At 62.8% G+C, this 24,313-nt stretch carries 18 protein-coding genes and 1 pseudogene; 8 read left to right on the top strand and 11 right to left on the bottom strand.

Going from position 1 to position 24,313, the window contains the following annotated elements:
* Nucleotides 1-15: 15 nt before the first annotated feature.
* Nucleotides 16-1,311 (bottom strand): glutamyl-tRNA reductase, encoded by a 1,296-nt coding sequence (hemA, locus tag QCE88_RS14890; RefSeq protein WP_309903096.1) that lies wholly within the window; start codon nt 1,309-1,311, stop codon nt 16-18.
* 353 nt (nt 1,312-1,664) lie between these two features.
* On the opposite strand from hemA, the gene QCE88_RS14885 reads away from it, so the two are divergent.
* The 3 genes from QCE88_RS14885 (at nt 1,665) to QCE88_RS14875 (ending at nt 4,506) form a co-directional block, all read left to right on the top strand.
* Nucleotides 1,665-1,937 (top strand): hypothetical protein, encoded by a 273-nt coding sequence (locus QCE88_RS14885; protein ID WP_309903094.1) that lies wholly within the window; start codon nt 1,665-1,667, stop codon nt 1,935-1,937.
* Between the two features lie 96 nt (nt 1,938-2,033).
* Nucleotides 2,034-3,863, top strand: a complete 1,830-nt coding sequence (locus QCE88_RS14880; protein WP_309903091.1) for an aminopeptidase P family protein — start codon at nt 2,034-2,036, stop codon at nt 3,861-3,863.
* Nucleotides 3,864-3,882: 19 nt separating this feature from the next.
* Entirely contained in the window at nt 3,883-4,506 is a 624-nt protein-coding gene (locus tag QCE88_RS14875) for an HAD family phosphatase (protein ID WP_309903089.1), read from the top strand.
* A gap of 24 nt (nt 4,507-4,530) precedes the next feature.
* On the opposite strand, the gene QCE88_RS14870 is transcribed toward QCE88_RS14875, so the two are convergent.
* Together QCE88_RS14870 and ettA are read right to left on the bottom strand one after the other, a co-directional pair.
* Nucleotides 4,531-5,658, bottom strand: coding sequence for a DUF748 domain-containing protein (locus tag QCE88_RS14870; RefSeq protein ID WP_309903087.1), 1,128 nt, complete (start codon nt 5,656-5,658; stop codon nt 4,531-4,533).
* Nucleotides 5,659-5,842: 184 nt separating this feature from the next.
* Entirely contained in the window at nt 5,843-7,510 is a 1,668-nt protein-coding gene (gene ettA, locus QCE88_RS14865) for an energy-dependent translational throttle protein EttA (protein ID WP_309903085.1), read from the bottom strand.
* A 251-nt stretch (nt 7,511-7,761) separates the two neighbouring features.
* On the opposite strand from ettA, the gene QCE88_RS14860 reads away from it, so the two are divergent.
* Nucleotides 7,762-8,613, top strand: coding sequence for an integrase domain-containing protein (locus QCE88_RS14860; protein WP_309903083.1), 852 nt, complete (start codon nt 7,762-7,764; stop codon nt 8,611-8,613).
* Between the two features lie 48 nt (nt 8,614-8,661).
* Here QCE88_RS14860 and QCE88_RS14855 read toward each other — a convergent pair whose 3' ends face one another.
* The 6 genes and pseudogenes from QCE88_RS14855 to ychF all read right to left on the bottom strand — a co-directional run bounded on the left by QCE88_RS14855 (nt 8,662) and on the right by ychF (nt 17,818).
* On the bottom strand, nt 8,662-9,318 hold the full coding sequence (locus tag QCE88_RS14855) for a hypothetical protein (RefSeq protein ID WP_309903081.1): 657 nt from the start codon (nt 9,316-9,318) through the stop codon (nt 8,662-8,664).
* A 37-nt stretch (nt 9,319-9,355) separates the two neighbouring features.
* Nucleotides 9,356-11,026: pseudogene (locus QCE88_RS14850) on the bottom strand (ABC transporter); the annotation flags it as partial.
* Entirely contained in the window at nt 11,023-13,899 is a 2,877-nt protein-coding gene (locus tag QCE88_RS14845; protein WP_309903077.1) for an SNF2-related protein, read from the bottom strand. The gene QCE88_RS14845 and the pseudogene QCE88_RS14850, both read right to left, overlap by 4 nt.
* Entirely contained in the window at nt 13,899-14,960 is a 1,062-nt protein-coding gene (locus QCE88_RS14840) for a Fic family protein (RefSeq protein ID WP_309903076.1), read from the bottom strand. Before QCE88_RS14840 ends, QCE88_RS14845 begins: the two co-directional genes overlap by 1 nt.
* A gap of 345 nt (nt 14,961-15,305) precedes the next feature.
* Nucleotides 15,306-16,517 carry an integrase arm-type DNA-binding domain-containing protein gene (locus QCE88_RS14835; RefSeq protein ID WP_309903072.1) on the bottom strand — a complete coding sequence of 404 codons (1,212 nt, stop codon included), beginning with the start codon at nt 16,515-16,517 and terminating at the stop codon, nt 15,306-15,308.
* Between the two features lie 206 nt (nt 16,518-16,723).
* Nucleotides 16,724-17,818 carry a redox-regulated ATPase YchF gene (gene ychF, locus QCE88_RS14830; RefSeq protein WP_309903070.1) on the bottom strand — a complete coding sequence of 365 codons (1,095 nt, stop codon included), beginning with the start codon at nt 17,816-17,818 and terminating at the stop codon, nt 16,724-16,726.
* A gap of 231 nt (nt 17,819-18,049) precedes the next feature.
* On the opposite strand from ychF, the gene QCE88_RS14825 reads away from it, so the two are divergent.
* The 4 genes from QCE88_RS14825 (at nt 18,050) to QCE88_RS14810 (ending at nt 22,758) form a co-directional block, all read left to right on the top strand.
* Complete coding sequence (locus QCE88_RS14825; protein ID WP_309903067.1) at nt 18,050-19,222, top strand: UbiH/UbiF family hydroxylase; 1,173 nt, start codon at nt 18,050-18,052, stop codon at nt 19,220-19,222.
* Nucleotides 19,223-19,299: 77 nt separating this feature from the next.
* Nucleotides 19,300-20,031 (top strand): DsbC family protein, encoded by a 732-nt coding sequence (locus tag QCE88_RS14820; RefSeq protein ID WP_309903065.1) that lies wholly within the window; start codon nt 19,300-19,302, stop codon nt 20,029-20,031.
* Nucleotides 20,032-20,179: 148 nt separating this feature from the next.
* Nucleotides 20,180-21,979, top strand: a complete 1,800-nt coding sequence (locus QCE88_RS14815; RefSeq protein WP_309903602.1) for a PDZ domain-containing protein — start codon at nt 20,180-20,182, stop codon at nt 21,977-21,979.
* Between the two features lie 182 nt (nt 21,980-22,161).
* A complete protein-coding gene (locus QCE88_RS14810; RefSeq protein ID WP_309903063.1) occupies nt 22,162-22,758 on the top strand; it encodes an NAD(P)H-dependent oxidoreductase in 597 nt (198 codons plus the stop codon).
* Between the two features lie 99 nt (nt 22,759-22,857).
* Here QCE88_RS14810 and QCE88_RS14805 read toward each other — a convergent pair whose 3' ends face one another.
* Both QCE88_RS14805 and QCE88_RS14800 read right to left on the bottom strand, forming a co-directional pair.
* The gene (locus tag QCE88_RS14805; RefSeq protein WP_309903061.1) at nt 22,858-23,637 is read right to left on the bottom strand and encodes a uracil-DNA glycosylase; all 780 of its coding nucleotides are present in this window, start codon (nt 23,635-23,637) and stop codon (nt 22,858-22,860) included.
* A 9-nt stretch (nt 23,638-23,646) separates the two neighbouring features.
* Complete coding sequence (locus QCE88_RS14800; protein ID WP_309903059.1) at nt 23,647-24,294, bottom strand: CYTH domain-containing protein; 648 nt, start codon at nt 24,292-24,294, stop codon at nt 23,647-23,649.
* Nucleotides 24,295-24,313: the final 19 nt, after the last annotated feature.

The following is a 24,313-nucleotide window of genomic DNA, read 5'->3' as shown; positions in this document are numbered from 1 at the left end:
GCAAAGATGGAGCCGCTAACGGTCGGACGAATCAGACTTGTCGCCGTGGCGGTAGAAGCCGCTCATCAGGTCGATGAGCTGGCTGCGTTCCTCGCTGCTCGCGCGGTTGAGTGCGTGCGTGGGACCGTGGATCAGCTTGTTGGTGAGCGCCTGCGACAGCGCTTCGAGCACGGCGGCGGGATCGTCGCCGCGCGAGAGCATCTTGCGGGCGCGTTCCACTTCGGCGCGGCGCAATGCATCGGCCTGTGTGTGCATGTGGCGGATGACCGGCACGATGCTGCGTGCATCGAGCCACTGCATGAAATTCTGCACCCGCGTTTCGATGATCGATTCCGCCTGCGCCACCGCCGCCTGACGCGATGCATTGCCTTCGCGCACGATGGCGCCGAGGTCGTCGACGGTGTAGAGGAATACGTCCTGCAGGTTGCCGACTTCCGGTTCGATGTCGCGCGGCACGGCCAGGTCGACCATGAAGATCGGCCGGTGGCGGCGCGCGCGCACCGCACGCTCGACCGCGCCCAGACCGATGATGGGCAGCGTCGACGCCGTACACGACACGATGATGTCGAACTCGTGCATGCGCGCGGGCAGGTCGGCCAGCGGAATGGCGCGGCCGTTGAAGCGGCCGGCAAGCTTTTCGCCGCGTTCGGCGGTGCGGTTCGCAACCACCAGTTCACGCGGATTCTGCGCGGCGAAATGGGTGGCGCACAACTCGATCATCTCGCCCGCGCCGATGAACAGCACGCGCTGGCCGGAGATGTTCTCGAAGATGCGCTGTGCGAGGCGCACGGCGGCGGCGGCCATGGAAACCGACTGCGCGCCGATTTCGGTGGTCGTGCGCACTTCCTTCGCAACCGCGAAGGTGCGCTGGAACAGCTGGTTCAGATAGGTGCCGAGCGCGCCGGCTTCCGACGCTGTGCGCACCGCGTCCTTCATCTGTCCGACGATCTGGGTTTCACCGAGCACCATCGAGTCGAGGCCGGACGCGACGCGGAAGGCGTGGCGCACGGCTTCTGATTGCGGCAGCGCGTACACGTGCGGCGCGAGTTCGGGAACCGGGATGGCGTGATACTTCGAGAGCCACTCGATGGCGGCTTCGCGGGCGGCCGCGTCGTCGGTGGCGCAGTACAGTTCGGTGCGATTGCAGGTGGACAGGATGGCCGCTTCAGGCGAAACCTTCGCGAGCGGGCCGAGCCAGATGTCTTTCAGCGCGCCCAGGGCGGGCTTGAGCTGTTCGAGCGGAAACGCCACGCGTTCGCGCAGGGCGACTGGCGCAGTGTGATGATTGATTCCGATCGTGAGGAGCTGCATTGTTTTTACGATGCTCTTGGCCTAAGCCGATGGCCTTTCAATAGCCCAATATTATAGCGTTTTGCGTGAATCTTCATTTATAGGGGCTATTTGACGCGCGCACGGTTCAAACCGGCTGGAAGCCTTGCCGGTATTGGCGGGCACGGTCCTGAAGGCGCATGCGGCACGACGCGGCTGATCGACGCACGAACGGTCTTTTCCCGTTTTTTTGCCCGTTGGTCCACAGTCTTGCCTTCGCCAAATCCGGCCCCTAAACTCAGCCTTCCACCGTCACAGACCCCGGAATCACGCATGTTCGACTCTCCACACGCTTCACGCGGCCGCCTGACGCTTTCGGCGGAGCACGGCCGCTGATGGGCTGGCTCGGACTGATTTTCCTCGGCGCGGTGATCGGCGCCGCGAGCTGGTGGCTGCATCCGCTACGCCGCGCGGGACGCGTCGGTCGCGGACCGGCCGGCCGGATCTGGACGGCGGTCGCGGCTGGCATACTGGCGAGCATCGTGGCGCGCATGGTCGGCAACATCGTCGATCTTTATCACGACGGCGACACGCTCGAATGGCTCGCGTGCGCAGTCTTCGCGTTGCTCGTCGTGACGCTCACGGTCGGACTGGCGGCGCGCCGCTGATTTTTTTCCTGACGGACAGCGGGCGATCCTCGCTGCCCGTCGCGCCCGTAAAGGGCTGCAAAGGGCTTTCAAGCACGTTTCGAAGCAGGTGACCCCATGAACGATCGCATTGCAGACTCCGCCATTCCCGAGCCGTCCACGTTTGCGCGCCGCATCGACGCGCTGCGCCGCCAGATGGCGCTCGACCATCTCGCCGCCGTGCTGATCCCGTCCGCCGATCCGCATCTCTCCGAATATCTGCCGGAACGCTGGCAGGGACGTCAGTGGCTGTCGGGCTTCACGGGCTCGGTGGGCACGCTGGTCGTGACGGCGGATTTCGCGGGCGTGTGGGTCGACAGCCGCTACTGGACGCAGGCCGAAGCTCAACTGGCCGGCACCGGCATCGCGCTGGTGAAGATGATGGCCGGCCAGCAGAGCGCACCGCATGTCGAATGGCTGGCGGACCACGTACCGGAGGGCGAGACCGTCGCGGTGGACGGAACGGTGCTCGGCGTCGCAGCGGCGCGCGCGCTGGCCGATGCGCTCGATGCACGCGGCATCGTGTTGCGCACGGATCTCGATCTGCTCGACGCCGTCTGGCCCGCGCGTCCGGGCCTGCCCGACGCGCCTGTCTACGAACACGCGGCGCCGCATGCGAGCGTCGCGCGCGCCGACAAGCTGGCGCAATTGCGCGAGGCGATGCGCGCGAAAGGCGCTCAGTGGCATTTCGTGTCCACGCTCGACGACCTCGCCTGGATCTTCAATCTGCGCGGCGGCGATGTGAGCTACAACCCGGTGTTCGTCGCGCATGCGCTGATCGGCGCCGATGACGCGACGCTCTTCGTCGCCGACGGCAAAGTGCCGGAAGCGTTGCAGCAATCGCTCGCGCGCGACCGCGTGCGCGTCGCGCCGTATGCGGACGCGCCCGGCGCGCTGGCCGCGTTGCCTGCGGGCGCCACGCTGCTGATCGATCCGCGCCGCATCACGCATGGCTTGCTGGAGAAGGTGCCGTCGACGGTTGCGATCGTCGAAGCGGTGAATCCGTCCACATTCGCGAAGTCGCGCAAGACCGCGGCGGAAGCCGAACACGTCCGCGCGACGATGGAACAGGACGGCGCCGCGCTCGCCGAATTCTTCGCGTGGTTCGAGGGTGCGCTGGGCCGCGAGCGCATCACGGAACTCACCATCGACGAAAAACTGACGGCGGCGCGCGCGCGCCGGCCGGGCTTCGTCACGCTGTCCTTCGGCACGATCGCGGGCTTCAATGCCAACGGCGCCATGCCGCATTACCGCGCCACCGAGGCTTCGCACGCGGTGATCGAGGGCAACGGGCTGTTGCTGATCGATTCGGGCGGCCAGTACCTGAGCGGCACGACCGATATCACGCGGGTCGTGCCCGTCGGCGAGATCACGGCGGAGCACAAGCGCGACTTCACGGTGGTGCTGAAGGGCACGATGGCGCTTTCGCGCGCACGCTTTCCGCGCGGCATCCGCTCGCCGATGCTGGATTCGATCGCACGCGCGCCGATCTGGGAAGCGGGCGCGGACTATGGCCATGGGACCGGCCACGGCGTCGGCTATTTCCTGAACGTGCATGAAGGCCCGCAGGTCATTTCCCATTACGCGCCCGCCGAGCCGTGGACAGCGATGGAAGAGGGCATGATCACCTCGATCGAACCGGGGCTCTACCGGCCGGGCAAGTGGGGCATCCGCATCGAGAATCTCGCGATGAACCGGGCCGCCGGGAAGACCGAGTTCGGCGACTTCCTCGAGTTCGAAACGCTGACGCTGTGTCCGATCGATACACGCTGCATCGACTTGAGCTTGCTGCGTGAGGACGAACGCGCGTGGCTCAATGCTTATCACGAGACGGTGCGCAGGCGCGTGTCGCCGCATGTGTCGGGCGCGGCGCTGGCGTGGCTCGAGGCCCGCACTCAAGCCATCTGACCGAAGGGAGCGTCGAACCATGACCATCCAGGCAGTCGTGTTCGATTTCGGCGGCGTGCTGATCGACTGGAACCGGGATTATCTGTACAAGCAGCTGATCCCCGACGAAAGCGAGCGCCGCTGGTTTCTCGACAACGTCTGCAAGATGGAATGGGTCGTGCAGCAGGACGGCGGCCAGACCATTGAAGCGGGCACGGCCGAGCTGATCGCGCTTCATCCCGGACATGAAGCGTTGATTCGCGCCTTCTACGCGCGCTGGCCCGAGATGGTGGCGGGCGTGCTGGAAGACGGCGTCGCGCTGATGGAGCGGCTGGAGCGCGCGGACGTGCCGCTGTTTGGCCTCACCAACTGGTCGGCGGAAACCTTTCCTTATGCGTGGGACCGTTTCGACGTGCTGCGCAGGTTTCGCGAAGTGGTCGTGTCGGGGCGCGTAGGACTCGTGAAGCCCGATCCGCGCATCTTCGCGCTGATGTTCGAAGAAATCGGAAAGCATCTGCCGGGCGTGCAGCCTTCCGAACTCGTCTTCATCGACGACAACCTCCACAACGCCCAGGCCGCGACTGCGCTCGGCTGGCATGGCATTCACCATACGGACGCGTCAGGCACGGAAGCGCAATTGCGGGCGTTGAATCTGGACTTCTGACCGAATCAAACGCGAGGAAACGCGCTACTGCCCCAGCAGATTCTTCAGCGCGTTGCCGATGCCCCGCACGGTATCGCCGGTGCCCTTCGCAACGCCTTCCACGCTCACGCCGAGCGCCTTCGCGAAACCCGTCGTCAGCTTCTTCGAGAGGCTCTCGCTCAGCGAGAACTTGGGATCGCGCAGATCGCCGTCGAGCACGAAATCCAGCTTGATCTGCTCCTTGCGGTCTTTCAGCGCGGCGATGGCGGCTTTGGTCGGGATCGAGAGAAAGGTGTCGAGCGGATTGCCCGAGTCGCTGATCTGAAGGTGATTCAGCACCAGCGAGCCGGGCGCGTGAATACGGTTGTCCTTCACGGTGGCATCGACGTTCATGTCGATGGTGCCGCCCGTCACCGCCGCGCGTGCGCCCGCCTTCTTCAGCAGATACGGATCGAGCGTCTGGACATCGACGGAACGCAGCGTCGCGCGCGTCTGCGAATCCTTGGTCGCGATGACCATCCAGCCGCCCCACGACACCGTGCCGGTATGCTGCGGACCCTTGATCGAGCCGGACATTGAAAGGTCAGTACGTTCATTAAGCGCGGGCAAGTGAAGGCGATCGATGGTCGCGCGCGCATCGCCGATCAACACGCGATACGGCGGGTTCTGCACGGAACTGTCGAAGAACTCCATCGAGCCGCGCTCGAACGACACCCGGTCGATGACCTTTTCCTCTTGCGCGTGCTCGTCGGCCTGCCGGCTGTCCGGCTTTGCGTCGGCGGCGCGGGCGGTCTCCTTCAGACCGGGCAGGATGCGCACGCGGCCATCGGCGGAACGGACGATCGACAGATAGTAGTTGTCGACACTCACGCTGCGCAGATGGATGGGGCGCGTGATGAGCGAACGCATGTCGACGTCGAGCACGATGCGTTCGGCGCGCATGGCGTCGGCGGCGGGCCAGTCCTGCGGGCCGCGCAGGCGCACGCGCGACAGCGTTACGTGGCCAAAATCCACGTCGATCTCCTCGACCGACCCGTTGGGTCCGAGCGTCTCGAGAATCCGCTCTTTCATCTGATGCACGACGAACAGCCATCCGCCGATCGCCACGACGACGAGCGCCACGATGATCCCGACTGCCCAAAGCGCTCCCCGCCGCGCGCCCGTTCCCGCCATCTGCGTGTGTCTCCCGGAAGTCGTGCTGGAATGCTTCCAGCGTGTAGTCTTGTCTGACAAAAAAGAATGGCGACCGCTTCTCCCACAGTCGCCACTTTTGCGCCGGATGTCGGTGCGCGCGCCCGCACAAGGGCGCGGGCGGCGTCGCGGCTTAGCGCGTATTCAGCGCGTAATTAGCGCGTAATTAGCGCGTGATCGGCTTGTAGCGCAGGCGCTTCGGCTTGGCGGCTTCCTCGCCCAGCCGCTTGCGCTTGTCGGCCTCGTATTCCTGATAGTTGCCGTCGAAGAATTCGACATGCGAGTCGCCTTCGAACGCCAGGATGTGCGTCGCGATGCGGTCGAGGAACCAGCGATCGTGCGAGATCACCATCACCGAGCCGGCGAATTCGAGCAGTGCGTCTTCGAGCGCGCGCAGCGTTTCGACGTCGAGATCGTTCGACGGTTCGTCGAGCAGCAGCACGTTGCCGCCGGCGATCAGCGTTTTCGCCAGATGCAGGCGTCCGCGTTCGCCGCCCGACAGGTTGCCGACCACTTTCTGCTGGTCGCTACCCTTGAAGTTGAAGCGGCCGATATACGCGCGCGACGGCGTTTCGTACTTGCCGACGGTGAGGACATCCGCGCCGCCCGAGATTTCCTCGAACACGGTCTTGTCGCCGGCGAGCGCGTCGCGGCTCTGGTCGACGTAGGCGAGCCTGACGGTCGGTCCCTTGACGATTTCGCCCGAATCCGGCTGTTCCTTGCCGGTCAGCATGCGGAACAGCGTGGACTTGCCGGCGCCGTTCGGCCCGATGATGCCGACGATCGCGCCCGCCGGAATCTTCATGCTCAGGTCGTCGATCAGCAGGCGGTCGCCATACGACTTGCTGACGTTCTTGAACTCGATGACTTCATTGCCGAGACGGTCGCCGACCGGGATGAAGATTTCCTGCGTTTCGTTGCGCTTCTGGTATTCCTGGCTGTTGAGTTCCTCGAAGCGGGCGATACGCGCCTTCGACTTCGCCTGACGGCCCTTCGGATTCTGGCGCACCCATTCGAGTTCTTTCTTGATGGCCTTCTGACGCGCGGATTCGCTCGATTCTTCCTGCTTCAGGCGGTCTTCCTTCTGGTCGAGCCAGCTCGAATAGTTGCCCTTCCACGGGATGCCGTGGCCGCGGTCGAGTTCGAGGATCCACTCGGCGGCGTTGTCGAGGAAGTAGCGGTCGTGGGTCACCGCGACGACGGTGCCGGGATAGCGCGTGAGGAACTGTTCGAGCCATTCGACGGATTCGGCGTCGAGGTGGTTGGTCGGTTCGTCGAGCAGCAGCATGTCGGGCTTTTGCAGCAGCAGCTTGCACAGCGCGACACGGCGCTTCTCGCCGCCCGACAGATGTTCGATCGTCGCGTCCCAGGCCGGCAGACGCAGCGCGTCGGCGGCCACTTCGAGCTGCTGCTCGGGGCTGCCGCCGTCGCTGGTCGAGAGGATGGCTTCGTACTTGGCCTGCTCGGCGGCGAGCTGGTCGAAGTCGGCGTCGGGTTCGGCGTAGGCGGCGTAGATTTCATCGAGCTTCTTCTGCGCCTGGAACACGTCGCCCAGACCTTCCTCGACGGCTTCGCGCACGGTCTGCTGCGGATTGAGCTGCGGTTCCTGCGGCAGATAGCCGATGTTGAGGTTGGGCATCGGCGTGGCTTCGCCTTCGATGTCGCGATCGACGCCCGCCATGATCCGGATCAGCGTGGACTTGCCGGAACCGTTCAGGCCGAGCAGGCCGATTTTCGCGCCCGGGAAGAACGACAGGGAGATGTCTTTCAGGATCTGACGCTTCGGCGGCACGATCTTGCCGACGCGGTTCATGGTGAAGACGTATTGGGCCATGTGGATGTCTTGGGTGGTCGTCTGGTGAGAAGTGCGGATGCCGCGTGCGTGGTGCGGCATCCGATGCTGATGCTGATGCTGTCTGGCGGCGCGGGAAGGTGGCGCCGCCCGCGCGCGCGGTGCGCGGCGGGCCGAACCGTCATTGTACTTCGCGAGGCGATCCGCCTAGGCGAAGGCGGCCGGCGTCCAGATGAGGCTGGCGGCGATGAGCCAAGCGGCGTAGATGCGGGCGGGGAAATGTCTCTTCTTCATTGTTTTTCTCTGCTTGTTGTTGTGGGTGCAACCGTGACGGCAGCCATAACACGCAGGCCGACCGGATGCGTTCGCTGGCGCTGGCTGCGCGGCGATTGCGCGAGGCCGGTTTCCGGCAGATGAAGGCATCGTCACTCAAGGGCAAGCACGTCCAGGCGCTGCTGGAGCACTGGCAAGGCGAAGGCTTATCGTCCGGCACCATCAAGAATCGGCTCTCTCACCTGCGCTGGTGGGCCGAAAAAATCGGCAAGGCTGGCATCTTGCCGGCTGACAACACACAGCTTGGCGTGCCCGAGCGCCGCTACGTGACCAACATCAGCAAGACCCAGGAACTCGGCACAGGTCTTGAACAGGTCACCGACGCTCACGTACGCATGAGCCTTCAACTGCAGGCCGCCTTCGGACTGCGCCGTGAGGAAGCGATCAAGTTTCAGCCTAGCTATGCGGATCGTGGTGATCACATCGCCCTCAAGGGATCGTGGACGAAAGGCGGCCCGGACCGAACTGTGCCCGTCATCACGGCAGAGCAACGCGACGCGCTCCAGGCCGCCCACCACCTCGCAAGCACAGGGTCATTGATACCAGCAAACAAGACCTACATCCAGCAACGGCACGTCTACGATGGACAGTGCAAGGCGGTGGGTCTGAGTCATATGCATGGCCTTCGCCATCAGTACGCGCAAAGCCGCTATGAGGCGTTAACGGGGAGGCCGCCGCCTGCGGCAGGTGGACCATTAGTCACGGAGTTGAGTCCAACGCAGCGCATAGAAGACCGCCATGCTCTTCAGACCATCAGCCGTGAGTTGGGACACGAGCGCGTTCAAATCACTGCCATCTACCTCGGTAGCTAGGTCAGGCAGTATGAGGCCCGCAGGCTACATACACAGCCGTCCACCGGCTCAATCTGCAGGCCCAACAAACGTATTCAGCGCCGTTGCAATCCTCTTGCGTCGCTCAAGCAAGAAAGCCTTGTAGCTTTCCACTTCCAGCAGCGATGCTTCAACCGGGATGCACTGTGCTGCGAACGCTGGCTCGCCAAGCTGGTCCACCAGCGGAGGCAGGTAAACCGCCGGGGCCTTGTCGCTGATCGCGCGATTAGTCTTGCCGCCGATGAAGGCCAGATTGGCGATGTCATCCGCCTCGCGGGCAGTAAAGCTGGTCTTCAGTACGGCCTTGGGAAAAATGTGATGGAACTGCAAGCGATGCTGGACGCCCGAATGATCCAGAGCAATGGCCAGATGGCTGCGCCAATCTTTCGCGCCGGCAGCGCGGAAAGCCAGGAACATGGTCTTGAACAGCGCGCTACGCTGGTTGCGGCCTTCCAGCTCCTCCGCGGTAATGTCGAGGCGGCCGAACTGCAGGCGCAGTCGGTCGATCAGCTCGCTCACCGCGCCGCCCTGACGAATACTTGCCAAATCCTGATCCAGAATGGTTTCGCTGGAGCCTCGGGAGAAGCGGCCTTTGGCATTAGCCATCAGCGCCCAATAGCGCAGTTGGCGGGCCTCATCGTTGCTCAGCGCATAGTTGCGGCTGTGTCCGAAATACGCCAGCACCACCAGCAGGAAGGGCGACGACAGCAGCGCCGGGCTCCGCAGGCTTCAGCTTGTCGTGTTCCTCGATCTGCTTGCCTTTAAGCAAGAGTAGATCGGTGAGTTTCTTCAGCTCAATGGGTTGAAGCTGCTCCTCGATGCGAACGATGTCTGCGTTGGTCGATGCCAATTCCTTACGGTACTCGCCCAATCGATTCCTGAGCGACTGCTCCTGCTGCTCTGTCAACTGATCGAAGTCGAGCGCGCCAAGCCTCATTTCTTCGCTCGCATGGGAGAAGATCACTGACCTCAGCTCCTTCTCAAATGCGTTCGACTTACCCGATACGTGTTCATTGCAAAGCTCTTCGAAGTAGCCCTGCGGGATGTAGCGAACAAGCTCCGCCTTCTCCTCTGATGGCGTCTCATTCAATGGCCTGGACTCGGTGCTTTCGTCTCGCCAGGTCAGTGTTCCGGTGAAGTGGCGTGCGGGTTCGCCGGTCTTACCCCAAAAGCGATCCTTCTTCAAGAAGCTGAAGTGCTTGGATTGCTTGGAGTTGCCGAGCGTCGCGATGACATCCGCCAAAGCGCTCTTGCCGCTTCCCTTGTTCCCAATGACGGCGACAAGATCGGGATTCAGCGGGATGTCACAGCCGTGCAGCCACCGCCCGACACCGGCCTTGTTCCCTGTTTTGCTGATCTCGATCGACTCGATGTAAAAGGTCTTGTTGGACTCGACTTCATGAACCTTGGGCGGCTTGTCACCAATGAAGGAGCGCTTCGCCGGCTCAAGAATGGCTTGCTTGAGGCCATGGAACGTTGGGTCCGCTTTGATCCACGTCCGTTTCCCGGAGGGGTAGTCGCCATAGCCCCGTTTGTTGTTGTCGCCAGTTGTTCCAACGAAGCAGTGGGCATCGCTTCCTGAGACTGCCAAGCGCGGAATATTATTCAGACCCGCTTGAAAGTTCTTGAACCACTTGGCGTTGCCGGCTGTCTGCTCGCCAACAAACGCGCCGCGCAGATCGGCGTCTCGTGTCTCGAAGATCGGAGAGGTTTGAAAGAGGTTCATGGCATAGGCGTAGTGCTCTTGCCATCCGACCTCTGCCAGTCCGTCATTCGTATCAAATGGCATAAGGCCGATCGCGTGCTCGTTCGGAACCTTCCGAATCGCTTCTCTGTACGAGTCAGCATTGATCTCCGCAATCACCACTCCAGCGAGCAGAGCTTTCTCGTCGGAAGAATCTACATCGGCTTTCTTGAAGCCATGATGCTTCAACTTGTCCTCGCCGACCTTCCTGGCAAGCTCTCTCAACGCAGGCTCAGAAAGCGGTCTGTCCACCAACTCAATGCGCAAGGCAGATATGAAATCCCTGAGGACCTGTTCATCGACCTCGTTCGAGAACAGTACGTGTGCGTTCAGTCGCCCCTTCATTGGCGCGGCAAGCCGAAGTTCGATTCCTGGAAGGACGAGCTTTTTCAGGGCAGGGGCGTCTTCGTCCTTGAGGCGCCTTCGTAGTGCAAGCCAGCCGTCAAAGGTCCAGTAATCCATGATCGCGAACACAGCCGGTTCGGCATGGTTCATCGCTTCGATCATTTCATCGACCAGCTTCTTGCTTTTTGCAGAAGAGAGATCGACATCGAACCTATCTCCTGACCAATGGAACGATGCGGGCGTGTGGACATGCAGGTCCCATTGCCTCCAGATTGCCCCCCGAGAAATCTCTCTTTTTGTCGTCATTTCAGTTCCCACTCGATGGTGAACAGCATGTGCTCCTCCACTTGCTGCTGAAGCTGCAATTCCAACTGGCTGATGAGGTCGTTGCGCTGAGCTTCCACTTCGTCTTGCCGGGCGAACAATTCCCGCCGCAGCTTGCTCCGCTTGGCCTCAAGCTCCCGTTGTCTCTTCTGCCAGGCCAGCTTTTCATTCAACGTCGGCGCGGTGGCCGCAGTGCTGCGCACATCCTTTATTTGCCGGTCAGTCTCTTTAATTTCCTGCTCAAGGCCCAGCTTCAAGTCATCGGCCCACGCATCCAGCTTTTGGACTTCCTGCTCGAAGTAGCCGAGATTGCGCTGATTGATCTCGCGCAGCAGCTCAGCTTTGCGAATCTCAACGTTGGACGACAGCGCAGAGTCCGCCTCGGTCCTAAACAGGCTGGGCGGTTGGGCAACGGCGGGCAGGCGGAGGAGCTTCTCAGGATCGTTTTCTAGTAAAGCAATACCGTCCGACGTGACGGCCGTGACCAGCAGATGCTGCTCCTGGTTACCCAGCGCATCAACTTCAATGAGCCTCACTGTGAGCCAACCCGCCTTGCCGCGACAAGGCTCCAGAGTGCTCACCTTGGTGCCGTATGCGTCGTAGTCGAATACGAGCTTGGCGGCGTTAAGCATGCGGGCCTTGGCTTTCTCGGTAACCCACATGGCCAGCGGATGATGGACTCGGAACAGGTGCGCGTCGCCGGAGCGGCGGGGCAATTCATAACGTCCGAGCTCGATACCGGCACGTTCGCTAGTATTGATACCGTCTGGCACACGCTCCAGATGGAAGCCGTCGTCATCGAAGCTCGCGAACTTGTCCAGTTCCGCTCGGCTCAGCTCCATCAGCATCCGCTCGAAACGACTCCGGGCGCTGCGGCTGTCTTCCGCGCGGACGCGGAGCTTGCCTTGTACTTCCTCGTCGAAGTTCTCTAAGAGGAGTTGGCGCGTCTTGACCATGGCCTCGCTGATTTCTCCCGAAAGGTCAAGTCGGAGTTGCTCGAAACTGGATTTAATTTCCTCGGGCTCTCGGCAGTTCTGATAGATATCAGCAATGCGCCGCTCGACATCGACGCCAGAACCGATGGCGCCCAACACTTCGTCGCTGGCGCCAAACACGCCCTCGAAAAGCTGGAACTTCTGCGCCAGCAATTCGTAGACGCGCTTGTCCGCCTCATTGCTGAGATCAACGAAGTTCACAACTACCACGTCGTGCTTCTGACCGTAGCGATGGCAGCGCCCGATGCGTTGCTCGATGCGCTGCGGGTTCCACGGCAGGTCGTAGTTGATCACGAGTGAGCAAAACTGGAGGTTGATGCCCTCGGCTCCGGCTTCGGTGGCAATCATGACCTTGCCGCGCTCCTTGAAGTGCTCGACCAGTGCCGCACGGGTGTCGGCGGTCTTGGAGCCGGTGATACGGTCGGTGCCGTCGTGGCGCGTCAGCCAATCCTTGTAGGTCGCCTGTGCACGCTGATCGCTGTTTGTGCCGTTAAAAAGCACGATACCGTCGCCGTATGGCGTGTCAGCCAGCAAACTGAGGAGGTACTCCTGTGTGCGCTTGGACTCGGTGAAGATGATGGCCTTCCGTGCCGCGCCCAGCCGGTCCAGTTCGGCGAAGGCGCGATCCAGCGCGGTGAGCAGCGCTTTGCCCTTGGCGTTGTCGCGGATGTCGGTTGCCAGCGCCTTGAAGTGGCGAAGCTCTTCGATTTCCTGCGCGATGGCATTTCGCTCTGAGCGGTTCGGTGCCGCAGAAGCGGAGTCTTGGTCGCTCCACTCATCGGCGGTTTCGTCCAGCGATTCGTAGTCCTCGTCGAGTTCTTCGGTCAGGTCGGGAACTTCGATGGGTTCATCGAGCACTCCCTGAAGCCGTTTGGCCATCGTCTCCAGCGCGCCCGCGATCGCGTGCGAGCTGGACGCGAGCAACTTCCACAGCACCAGTGAAATCAGTTGGCGTTGCCCCTCGGGCATGGCCTTCAGGTTGGGACGGCGCAAGTAATCAGCGACGAGTCCGGACAGTTCTTGCTCCTCACTCGACGGCGTGAACTCCTGGATGATGGCCTTGCGCGCGGTATACGACACATAGGGCTGGACCTGTTTGCGCAGAGTGCGCTTGCAGATGGGAGCCAGCCGGTCACGCAGGCCGTTGAAGGCCTGTTCCCGGCCAGCAAATTGCGAGCGAAAGCTATCGAGGTCTCCGAACACGCGGTCATCGATGAAGGTGACCAGCCCATAGAGTTCAAGCAATGAATTCTGCAATGGCGTTGCGGTCAGAAGCACCTTGGAGTGAACGTGCGACAACGCCTCTTTGAGGGTCCTGGCAATGACGTTGCTGGTCTTGTAGACGTTGCGCAGGCGATGTGCTTCGTCGAGGACGACCAAGTCCCAGTCAATGCTCTTGACATCGTCAGCCTTGGACTTGGCGAACTGGTAGGAACAGATGACTGGACCGGAGGCGAACAGGAATGGGTTCTGTCGATCCTGCTTGCGGATCGCGTTGTAGCTTTTGGCCTCGAGAATCAATCCTTGCAGGCCGAACTTGTCTTGCAGCTCCTGGTGCCACTGCTTGCGTAGGTTGGCCGGGACAATGATGAGAATCTTGCGGCGTCGCTCGGCCCAACGCTGCGAGATGACTAACCCTGCTTCAATGGTCTTGCCAAGCCCCACTTCGTCAGCGAGGAGCACACCTCGCGAAAGGGGATTGCGGCAGGCGAAGAGCGCGGCATCGACCTGATGTGGATTGAGATCAACCTGCGAGTCGACCAGCGTTGATGCCAGCGACTCTACGGAGTCGCCTGCCGCGCGGCGCGTCAGAAGCCATGCGTAGTACTGGCTTTGATACTGAGTAAGGGGCTGTTGCATCAGTCTCCCCCCTCTACCTTGACTTGTTTCCACTTCGCTCCTCGTCCCTTGCCCATGGACTCGATCAATCCCTCTGACTTCATTGCCCGCAGCACCAACCGCACCATGTCTCGGCTCACGCCCGGGCACGCTTCCTCGATCTCGGAAATCGAAAACGGCTGGCTGCGCCCTAGGACCTCCGCCCGCACCCGGTCGCCTTTACTACCGCGGCCACGCTCGATGGTGCCGACACGCTCCTCGAACTCGCGGTAGGCCCGTAGCAAGGAGCCCCAGAAGTAGTCGAGCCAGGGTTTGACGTCGTGCTGCCCCTGGTGCCAGCCCTGCGAGCTGGCTTCCAGCGTTTCGTAATAGCCTTCCTTGGTGTCCTCGAAGATGCGTTCCAAGCTGATGTAGCGGCCCACTGCGTAATCGAAGTGGTAGAGCAGCAGCAAGGTCAACAAGCGGGACATGCGACCGTTACCGTCCGGGAAAGGGTGGATGCACAAGAAGTCGAGCATCGCCAGTGGCACCAGCACCAACGGATCGGCCAGATGTTGATCCAGCGCGGTGGCGTAGCGCCCGGTCAGATCGGTCATTGCCATCGGCGTCAGGTGCGCAGCGACTGGTTGGAAGCGCAGACGCGAAGTGCCGTCTGGGTGACGCTCGATGATGTCGTTGTTGGTAGCCTTCCAGCGCCCGCCCGCTTGCGGCATATAGCGGTACAGCAGGGTGTGCAGTTGCAGCACTACGCCCTCGCTGAAGGGCATGTGCGCGGCCGATTCGTGGATCAGCGCCAGGGCGTCACGGTAGCCGGCGATCTCCTGCTCAGAACGGCTCTTTGGCGTTGCGTTACGGGTGACCAGAGACTTCAACCGCGAGGGCGCTACGACAACACCTTCCAGCCGGTTGGACGACTCGGTGGACTCCACCACCGCGATCTGGCGTAGCCCCCTGAGGACCTCGGGCGACTGCGCAGCGTAGAGTTGCTGCTTACCTTGGTACTCGCCAAGCAACCGCAACGTGGCGGCCTGAGTGCCATCGAAGCGAAGCGCGGTAAGGTACTCGGGTGTGAGCGAGTACATGGAGATGTAAGCCCGGGCTGTGTAAATGGGGTAATCATAGCCGAAAAATGGGGTAATTTCTCTAAAAATGCCTCATTACCGTTGTTTGACTACCCCATTCCTGAATCGGACCGGTCTTGAGGGACTGGCATGGCCGTCTGGGTAGGAAATGAGCGACATCAATTTTAAAGGGTAATAAAGTCATAATTACCCCATTTAATCCATTGTTTATCCCATTCCTGGCGCCCAGCCTCGGGGCAAAGGCAAATGGCAAGGGGACAATGACTCTCAAGGGACCACGGCCCTATCCAGAAAAGGAAGGCCGCCCCCTGTCCATTCGTTCTGCAACACCCGGCCAAATTGTCCCTATGCCGTGCCGCTGTCTTCGGCCGCACTCAGATAGTCGGCCCAATCCTGCAACAGCGTCGTTCTCTGATCCAGCAGCAGCGCCTTGTTGTAGGTTGCCCGAACCTTGTGGCTTTCCACGTGGGCAAGCTGCCGCTCGATCGCATCGGGCCTGTATCCGTTCTCATTGGCCCAAGTCGAAAAGGTCGTCCGCCAGCAATGCGGCGTCGTGCCCCGGCCCAGGTTCATGTCGCGCATCGCGTAGGTCAGCCGGTTGGGCGTAGTGAAGCCCTTGTCACCACGGTGTGGGAACAGATAGCGGCCACCGCCCGTGATGCACTGCAAATCCTTCAGCACTGCTACGGCCTGCGTGGACAACGGGCTGACATGGTCACGCCGCGCTTTCATCTTCGCCTCAGGCCGACGCCACAGAGCATCCTCAAAGTCGAACTCGTCCCACTCGGCATCCGCCGCTTCCCCTGGGCGGCAAGCCGTCAGAGCAATCAACCGCAGACACAAAGAGATTTCCGGATAGCCCCGGTAGCCGCGTAACTCCTGATAGAACTTCTGGATTTGCTCTCGCGTCATCGCCGCCTTGCTCTCGCTGAACGGCACGCGTAGCAGCCGGCGCAGGCTGGGAATTGGATTTGCCTCGACCAGACCCCGCACCACCGCGAATTCGAAGATGGCTGAAAGATCGCCTTTGACATGGATGGCCGCCCACGCGCCGTGGGCCTTGCACTCCTCCAGCAGCGGGCGGATTTGCTTCACGCCTATGTCGCTCATCGGCATCCCGTCGAACTTCGGCGACAGGTACTTCCTGATACGGGACTCTTTGGTGCGGTAGGAACTGAGCGCAAAAACAGGTTTGATCTCGGCCAGGTACGCCTGCGCTACCTTGGCGAACGAGCTTTCACGAGCGCGCTTGCGTTCCTCCAGTGCTTCCAGGTTGCGCTGCTTGACCTGCTGCCGCTCATGAGCAGGATGGATGCCTTGCTTGACCAAAGCACGCGCTTTCTCTCGAACCGCGCGCGCCTCCGCAAGACTTACTTGAGGAAAGCCGCTGATGGCAAAGAGGTTCTCCTTGCCGTGCAGGCGGTACTTCCACCGCCAGAGTTTGCCGCCGGTCGGCTTGACCAGCAGGAACAAGCCTCCGCCGTCTGAAAGTTTCCAGTCTCGATCAGTCGATTTGGCCGACCTGACCTTGAGGTCGGTGAGTAGATTTTCGGGCATCGTTGGACTCCACTGCGGGGAGATGTACCCCCACGGTTGAACACGAGTACCCCCAACGCTACCCCCGATTTTTTCAGACCTCGATGAACAATAGGAACGCTCAGCAGACCGTATTGTTTACGCAACCCATTGATTTCAAATGGGCTAACCTGTCCACCAAGCGCTACTGAGCGCCATCGAGATCCAGCAAAAGTCGTCGACGTTGATCACACGTTGAACAAGAAATTCATGACATCCCCGTCATGCACGACATATTCCTTGCCTTCCGCGCGCATCTTGCCGGCTTCCTTCGCGCCTTGTTCGCCCTTGTACGCGACATAGTCATCGAAGGAAATGGTCTGGGCGCGGATGAAGCCGCGTTCGAAATCCGTATGGATGGCGCCTGCCGCTTGCGGCGCCGTGTCGCCGATATGAATGGTCCACGCGCGCACTTCCTTCACGCCCGCCGTGAAGTACGTCTGCAAGCCGAGCAGCTTGAAACCGGCGCGGATCACGCGGTTCAGGCCCGGCTCGGTCATGCCCATGTCGGCGAGGAAATCGGTCTTGTCGGCGTCGTCGAGATCGGCGATTTCGGCTTCGATCGCCGCGCACACCGCGATCACCGGCGCATTTTCCGCGTCGGCGTGCTTGCGCACCGCGTCCAGATACGGGTTGTTCTCGAAACCGTCGTCCTTCACGTTGGCGACGTACATGGTCGGCTTCGACGTGATCAGGCAGAACGGCTTGATCAGCAGCAACTCGTCTTCGTTCAGCGAGAGGCCGCGGACCGGCTTCGCCTGGTCGAGCTGCGCGCGCACCTTTTCGAGCACGGCGACGAGCTTGATCGCTTCCTTGTCGTTGCCCGATTTGGCGGCCTTCGAGTAGCGCGACTGCGCCTTCTCCACGGTTGACAAGTCCGCGAGCGCGAGTTCCGTGTTGATGACTTCGATGTCCGAAATCGGATCGATCTTGCCCGCGACGTGGATCACGTTTTCGTCGTCGAAGCAGCGCACGACGTGCGTGATGGCGTCGGTCTCACGGATATTCGCGAGAAACTGGTTGCCGAGGCCTTCGCCCTTCGACGCGCCCGCGACCAGTCCGGCGATATCGACGAACTCGACCACGGCCGGCAGGATGCGCTCGGGCTTCACGATGTCGGCGAGCGCCTGGAGACGCGCGTCGGGGACTTCAACCACGCCGACGTTCGGCTCGATGGTGCAGAACGGATAGTTTTCGGCGGCAATGCCCGCCTTGGTCAACGCATTGAAGAGGGTGGACTTGCCGACGTTGGGCAAGCCGACGATGCCGCATTGGAGGCTCATGGGATCCTTCGAACTGGTGAGACGGCGCGAGTCGCGCTTTTTCGTCAAAAATGGTGCACGATGGACGGACGATGACGCCCGCTCCGACCGGCGGCCGCGTGCCGCGGCCAGGCAAGCCGCTATTGTACCGTTGCGTACCGTTGCACCGGACGTCGACGGTCGGGCCGCCCGTGCCTGCTTCTCGCTCTGCAAGCCCCAAACCCCTCTGACCCCCACGGCTATAATGCCCGGATGACTTCGCACCCCCTGAAATTCCACGCGGTTGTCGTCGGCGGCGGGCTCGTCGGCAAGACGGCCGCGCTGGCGCTCGCGCAATCCGGCCTGCGCACCGCGCTCGTCGCGTCGCGCGCCGCCGGCCTGCCGCCGGGCGCCGCGTTCGATTCGCGCATCTACGCGCTGTCGTCCAGCTCGCAGGCGCTGCTCGAACGGCTGCGCGTGTGGCAGGCGCTCGACCGCTCACGCCTGGGGCCGGTGTTCGACATGCGCGTATTCGGCGACGCCCACGCGGAATTGCACTTCTCCGCGTTCCAGGCATCGGTGCCGCAACTGGCGTGGATCGTCGAATCGTCGCTGATCGAGCAATCGCTCGACGCCGCCTTGCGCTTCCAGCCGAGCCTGTCCTGGTTCGAATCGCGCGCGCAAGGCATGACCGTCGAGGCCGACGCGGCCCACATCGCGCTCGCGAGCGGCGAAGCGCTCGAAGCGGATCTGATCGTCGGCGCCGATGGCGCACATTCCTGGGTCCGCGCGCAGATGGGCGCGAAGATGAACCGCCGCGATTATCGCCAGACCGGCGTGGTCGCCAATTTCAAGGCCGAACGGCCGCACGGCGAGACCGCTTACCAGTGGTTCCGCGATTCCGAAATCATCGCGCTGCTGCCGCTGCCGGGCGACCACGTGTCGCTCGTCTGGTCGGCGCGCACCGAGCACGCCGACGACCTGCTCGCGCTCGATCCCGCGCAACTCGCCGCCCAGGTCGAAACCGCCACGCAAAACCAGCTCGGCACGCTCGACTGCGTGACGCCCGCGCAAGGTTTTCCGCTCGGGCTGCAAACCGTCGACCGGCTGATCGCGCCGCGCGTGGCGCTCGTCGGCGATGCGGCGCACCTGATTCACCCGCTCGCGGGCCAGGGCATGAACCTGGGCCTGCGCGACGTCGCCGCGCTCGCGGATGTCATCGCCAACAAGGAATCGTTCCGCGATCTCGGCGACCCGACGCTGTTGCGCCGCTACGAACGCGCGCGCCGCGAAGACATCCAGAAGCTCATGTTCGCAACAGACGGCCTGCAGCGGCTCTTCGCCGTGCCCGGCACGTTCGCGCGCGCGGTGCGCAATACCGGCATGGCGTTCGTCGGCGCGCAGCCGCTGGTCAAGCGCTGGCTGGTGTCGGCGGCGCTCGGTTGAAACGGTTGAAACGAAACATTGATTGATATTCAGACGCGCGGCCTTCGCGCGACGCTGGCCGACTCACAGGAAACCGCATGAAAACCATTCTTCGTTCTGCGCTCGCGACGGCTGCGGCGCTTGCCGTCACGCTCGGCATGACCGGCCCGGCCCACGCCGACGCCACCACCGACAAACTCAAGTCGACGCTCGAGTCGCGCATGGGCGACGCCAGCATCAAGAGCATCGACAAGACCGCGATTCCCGGTCTCTACGAAGTGAATCTCGGCTCGCAGATCATCTACAGCGACGCCACCGGCAACTACGTGCTGATCGGCGATCTCGTCGATACGCGCAGCAGCAAAAACCTGACCGAGGCGCGGCTCTCGGAAACCAACAAGATCGACTTCGCGAAGCTGCCGTTCGAGAACGCGGTGAAGGTGGTGAAGGGCAACGGCAGCCGCAAGATCGCCGTGTTCTCGGACCCGAACTGCCCGTATTGCAAACAGCTCGAAACCACGCTCAAGTCCATCGACAACGTGACGGTCTACACCTTCCTGTACCCGGTGCTGTCGCCGGATTCCACGGTCAAGTCGAAGTCGATCTGGTGCGCGAAGGATCGCGGCAACTCGTGGGAAAGCTGGATGCTGGATCACAAGGCGCCGGCCACGGCCGCGAATTGCGACACCACCGCGATCGACAAGAACCTGAAGCTCGGCCGCACGATGAACGTGACCGGCACGCCGACCGTATTCCTCGCCGATGGCCGCCGACTGCCGGGCGCCGTGCCCGCAGACCGGCTGGAGAAGGAACTGTCGGCCGCGCAGTGAGCGCGACGCGGCATGAGGACGGAGGCGCCTGGCGCCTCCTTTGTTTTACGGGCTCCGGTTCGCCGGCCGGAGCCGCGGGCATGACGGACATAACGAGCACAAGCGGCGCGCCCGGCACAAGAACAAGGACCACGCGATGACACCCTCCCTGCAACCGGTGCATTACAGCATCGTTCCGAAAAAACCCGCCGCGCATTGCTTTGAAGTCACGCTGACCGTCGCCGAAACCGATCCGGCCGGCCAGCGCTTCATGCTGCCGGTGTGGATTCCGGGCAGCTACATGATCCGCGAGTTCGCGCGCAACATCGTGACCTTGCAGGCGTTCAACGCGGCGGGCCGCAAGGTCGCGATCGACAAGATCGACAAGCACGCGTGGCAAGCGGCGCCCGTCGAGGGCCCGCTCACGCTGCGCTACGAGGTCTACGCGTGGGATCTGTCGGTGCGCGCGGCGCATCTCGACGACAGCATCGGCTTCTTCAATGCCACGAGCGTGTTCCTCGCGGTGGAAGGGCAGTCGGGCGCGCCGTGCGTGATCGACATCCAGCCGCCAGAAGGCGGTGCGTATCGCAACTGGCGCGTCGGCACGGCGCTGCGCGAGGCGCGTGGCACGAAGCGCTACGGGTTCGGGACGTACGAAGCGGACAACTACGACGAACTCGCCGATCACCCCGTCACGCTCGGCGAATTCGCGCTCGGCAGCTTCACCGCGCATGGCGTGAAGCACGACATCGTGATCTCGGGGCGCGTCGTCAATCTCGACATGAACCGGCTCCAGGCCGATCTCAAGCGCGTCTGCGAAGCGCAGATCGCGCTGTTCGAGCCGCGCACGAAGCGCGCGCCGATGGACCGCTACGTGTTCATGACGCTGGCCGTCGGCGACGGCTATGGCGGGCTCGAACATCGCGCGTCGACGGCGCTGATCTGCAATCGCACGGACCTGCCGGTGCAGGGCCGGCCGGATTTGAGCGACGGCTATCGCACCTATCTCGGCCTGTGCAGTCACGAATATTTCCATACGTGGAACGTGAAGCGCATCAAGCCCGCCACCTTCGCTCCATACGATCTGTCGCAGGAGAATTACACGACGCTGCTGTGGCTCTTCGAAGGCTTCACGTCGTACTACGACGACCTGATGCTCGTGCGCAGCGGCCTCATCACGGCCGGCGATTACTTCAGCCTGCTCGGCAAGACGATCGGCGGCGTGCTGCGCGGTGCGGGACGGTTCAAGCAGTCGGTCGCGCAGAGCTCGTTCGACGCGTGGGTGAAGTACTACCGCGCCGACGAAAACGCGCCGAACGCGATCGTCAGCTATTACCAGAAAGGATCGCTCGTCGCGCTGGCGTTCGATCTGTCGATTCGCGCCCAGACTGACAACCGCAAGTCGCTCGACGACGTCATGCGCCTGCTGTGGCAGCGCTACGGACGCGACTTCTATCACGGCAAGGCGCGCGGCATCCGCGAGGAAGACGTAGAGGCGCTGTTTGCCGAAGCCACCGGCGCGGACCTGCGCGCGCTGTTCCGCGACGGCGTGCGCGGCACCCGCGACCTGCCGTTGGATGCCTTGCTGGAGCCGTTCGGCATCGCGCTCGCGCCCGATCTGCCCGGCAACGGCGCGGCGCTCAAGCCCACGCTCGGCGTGCGCGTGCGCGGCGGGGCGGAGTGCGCGCTCGCGGTCGTTCACGAGGGCGGGGCGGCGCAGAAAGCCGGATTGTCGGCGGGCGATGTGCTGGTCGCGATCGACGGGCTGCGCGTCACCGGTGCCAATCTGGAGGGCCTGCTGTCGCGCTATCTGCCGGGCGCGAAGGTGGAGATCCATGCATTTCGCCGCGACGAACTGCGCCGCACGGAACTCAAGCTCGACGGGCCCGAGGTCGTGCGTTACCTGCTGACGGCCATCGACGGGCGCGGTCCGTCGAAACAATGGCGCGAACGCTGGCTGAAGGGCTGAGGCGGTCGGATTGTTCTACCCCTGCAACAATCCGTCGCGGCCGAACGGCTTTTTATAGATCGCCGAAAGGGGAGAATGCTTCCTAAGCCGGGTGCAGACAGCGCCCGAATCCCGAAAGCTCTGCATGGGACATCGTGGGCGATCAACGCGCACGCTGTCCCGCCAAGGAACAGGAAGCCATCATGACGACGATTCTGCAAATCAATTCCGCTGCTCGTTCGCAAGGCGCCCAATCGACGCTGCTCGCCGACGAACTCACGGCAAAACTGCAACAAAGCAACCCGGGCGCGAAGGTTGTCGTGCGCGACCTGCTCGGCGCGTCGCTTCCGCATCTGGATGACGCCACGCTCGGCGCCTTCTTCACGCCGGCCGACCAGCGCAACGCGGAACAGACCGCCATCAACGCGAAAAGCGAAGCGCTGATCAACGAACTGCTGGCAGCGGACATCGTCGTGATCGCGGCGCCGCTGTACAACTTCGGCATCTCGTCGCAACTGAAGACGTATTTCGACTGGATCGCCCGCTCGGGCATGACGTTCAGCTACGGCGCGAACGGCCCGGAAGGCCTGGTCAAGGGCAAGAAGGTGTTCGTGGTGTCGGCGCGCGGCGGCAAGTACGCGGGCACCCCGAACGATTCGCAAACGCCTTACCTGAAGACCTTCCTCGGCTTCATCGGCCTGACCGACGTGAACTTCATCTACGCCGAAGGCCTGAACATGGGTCCGGACGTGGCGGGTGCGGCGCTGGCGTCGGCGCGCGAGGCCATCGCGGCGCTGTAAGCGTTTCGCTTCGGCATCAAGGCATCAAGGCATCAAGCAAAACGCCCCGCTGATTTGTGTCAGCGGGGCGTTTTACGTTTCATGGCTTGCGCGGAAGCGTCAGGCCAGCAGTTCGGGCTCGGCGGGCAGCCGCCAGTCGATCGCTTCACGGCCATGCTTCGTCAGATAGTCGTTGGCGAGCGCGAAATGACCACAGCCGAAAAAGCCGCGATACGCCGACAACGGCGACGGATGCACCGCCTCCAGCACGCAATGCGCCTTGCCCGTGCCTTCGATCAAACCGCGTTTCGCCTGTGCATGCGCGCCCCACAGCATGAACACGAGTCCGTCGTGGCGCTGCGCCATTTCGTGGATCAGCGTGTCGGTGCATTGCTCCCAGCCGCGTTTCGCGTGACTGCCGGCGCGGTCGCGTTCCACCGTCAGCGACGTGTTGAGCAGCAACACGCCCTGTTTCGCCCACGAATCCAGGCAGCCGTGCGTGGGCGCGGGGAAGCCGAGGCTCGCGTGGATCTCCTTGAAGATGTTGCGCAGCGACGGCGGCGGGCGCACCGGCGCGGGCACCGAGAACGCCAGCCCGTGGGCCTGCGGCGTGCCCTTGTCCTCGCCGTGATACGGATCCTGGCCGAGAATCACGACCTTCACGTCGGCGGGGCGCGTGAGCCGGAGCGCACGAAAGACATCGGCGGGATAGACGATCTTGCCGGCGGCGCGCTCGGCATCGACGAACGCGCATAGCGTCGCGTAGTGCTTGCCGTCGATGAACGGCCGCAGATGGAGGCGCCAGTCGTCAGGCAGCGCCGCGAACTGGCTTTCGAGCGTCGTGCCGGGCGATGCGGACGCGTTGCCCGCATCCTCGAAGAGAGAAGGCTGTTGGCTCATGCGGGGCGATCAGGCGTCGTGATGCTTTTCATCTGGCGGCTGGCGCAACAGATAGCCGCGCTGCGCCTTGCTGAGATCTTCCGGCGTGAGTTCCGGAAACGCGCCGCGCAGTTCGGCGGCAAGCATCGACAACGCGCTTTCCTCACCGGATTTCAATTCCAGCTCCAGTTCGCTGATTTCCGCGCGACGCGTCTCGCCGTCGACATCGGCGGTGATGTCGCCCCGGTCCAGCGCCACTTCGATCTGCGAACCCTCGCGTTCGAGGTCCCACACGATGCGGCGGAAATCAGTCTTGAACAGCGCGATCAGTTCGGGCGCGGCGCGTTCCAGCGTCTCGCGCGCGGCTTCGTCGTCGCAAGCGGCGAGCAGCGCGTCGATCTGGAGCGCGTCACGCTCGACTGGCAACTCCCACTCCTGACGGTTGCTCAGGCCCGCGACGCTCTTGCCGAGCGTCTTGTAGGTCTGCAGCCATTGCTCCGGCGTGCGGCGCAGGCGCAGCGCGGACTTGGCTTTCGCCAGCGCGCAGGCGGAGGTGTCGAAGTAGACGTTGGTCAGTTCGATCGGCCGGCCCGGGCCGGTGTGTTCGTCGAAGAAGCGTGCGACGTCGTCATGCTGCGACGGCGCAAGCGCGAGTTTCAGTTCCCGTTCGATGCCCAAGGTCCGGTCCCGTCGATGA

The sequence above is a fragment of the Caballeronia sp. LZ035 genome (assembly GCF_031451175.1).
Taxonomy (GTDB): Bacteria; Pseudomonadota; Gammaproteobacteria; order Burkholderiales; family Burkholderiaceae; genus Caballeronia.
The sequence above is the reverse complement of the archived record's forward strand: the minus strand, read 5'-3'. Positions and strand labels throughout refer to the sequence as shown.

Coding starts and splice junctions, on each gene's coding strand:
- QCE88_RS14840 (WP_309903076.1), bottom strand. CDS start 14,960: ATGTACTCGCTCACACCCGAGTACCTTACCGCGCTTCGCTTCGATGGC.
- QCE88_RS14805 (WP_309903061.1), bottom strand. CDS start 23,637: ATGAGCCAACAGCCTTCTCTCTTCGAGGATGCGGGCAACGCGTCCGCA.
- QCE88_RS14845 (WP_309903077.1), bottom strand. CDS start 13,899: ATGCAACAGCCCCTTACTCAGTATCAAAGCCAGTACTACGCATGGCTT.
- QCE88_RS14870 (WP_309903087.1), bottom strand. CDS start 5,658: ATGGCGGGAACGGGCGCGCGGCGGGGAGCGCTTTGGGCAGTCGGGATC.
- QCE88_RS14835 (WP_309903072.1), bottom strand. CDS start 16,517: ATGCCCGAAAATCTACTCACCGACCTCAAGGTCAGGTCGGCCAAATCG.
- hemA (WP_309903096.1), bottom strand. CDS start 1,311: ATGCAGCTCCTCACGATCGGAATCAATCATCACACTGCGCCAGTCGCC.
- QCE88_RS14825 (WP_309903067.1), top strand. CDS start 18,050: ATGACTTCGCACCCCCTGAAATTCCACGCGGTTGTCGTCGGCGGCGGG.
- QCE88_RS14810 (WP_309903063.1), top strand. CDS start 22,162: ATGACGACGATTCTGCAAATCAATTCCGCTGCTCGTTCGCAAGGCGCC.
- QCE88_RS14885 (WP_309903094.1), top strand. CDS start 1,665: ATGGGCTGGCTCGGACTGATTTTCCTCGGCGCGGTGATCGGCGCCGCG.
- ychF (WP_309903070.1), bottom strand. CDS start 17,818: ATGAGCCTCCAATGCGGCATCGTCGGCTTGCCCAACGTCGGCAAGTCC.
- QCE88_RS14820 (WP_309903065.1), top strand. CDS start 19,300: ATGAAAACCATTCTTCGTTCTGCGCTCGCGACGGCTGCGGCGCTTGCC.
- ettA (WP_309903085.1), bottom strand. CDS start 7,510: ATGGCCCAATACGTCTTCACCATGAACCGCGTCGGCAAGATCGTGCCG.
- QCE88_RS14880 (WP_309903091.1), top strand. CDS start 2,034: ATGAACGATCGCATTGCAGACTCCGCCATTCCCGAGCCGTCCACGTTT.
- QCE88_RS14875 (WP_309903089.1), top strand. CDS start 3,883: ATGACCATCCAGGCAGTCGTGTTCGATTTCGGCGGCGTGCTGATCGAC.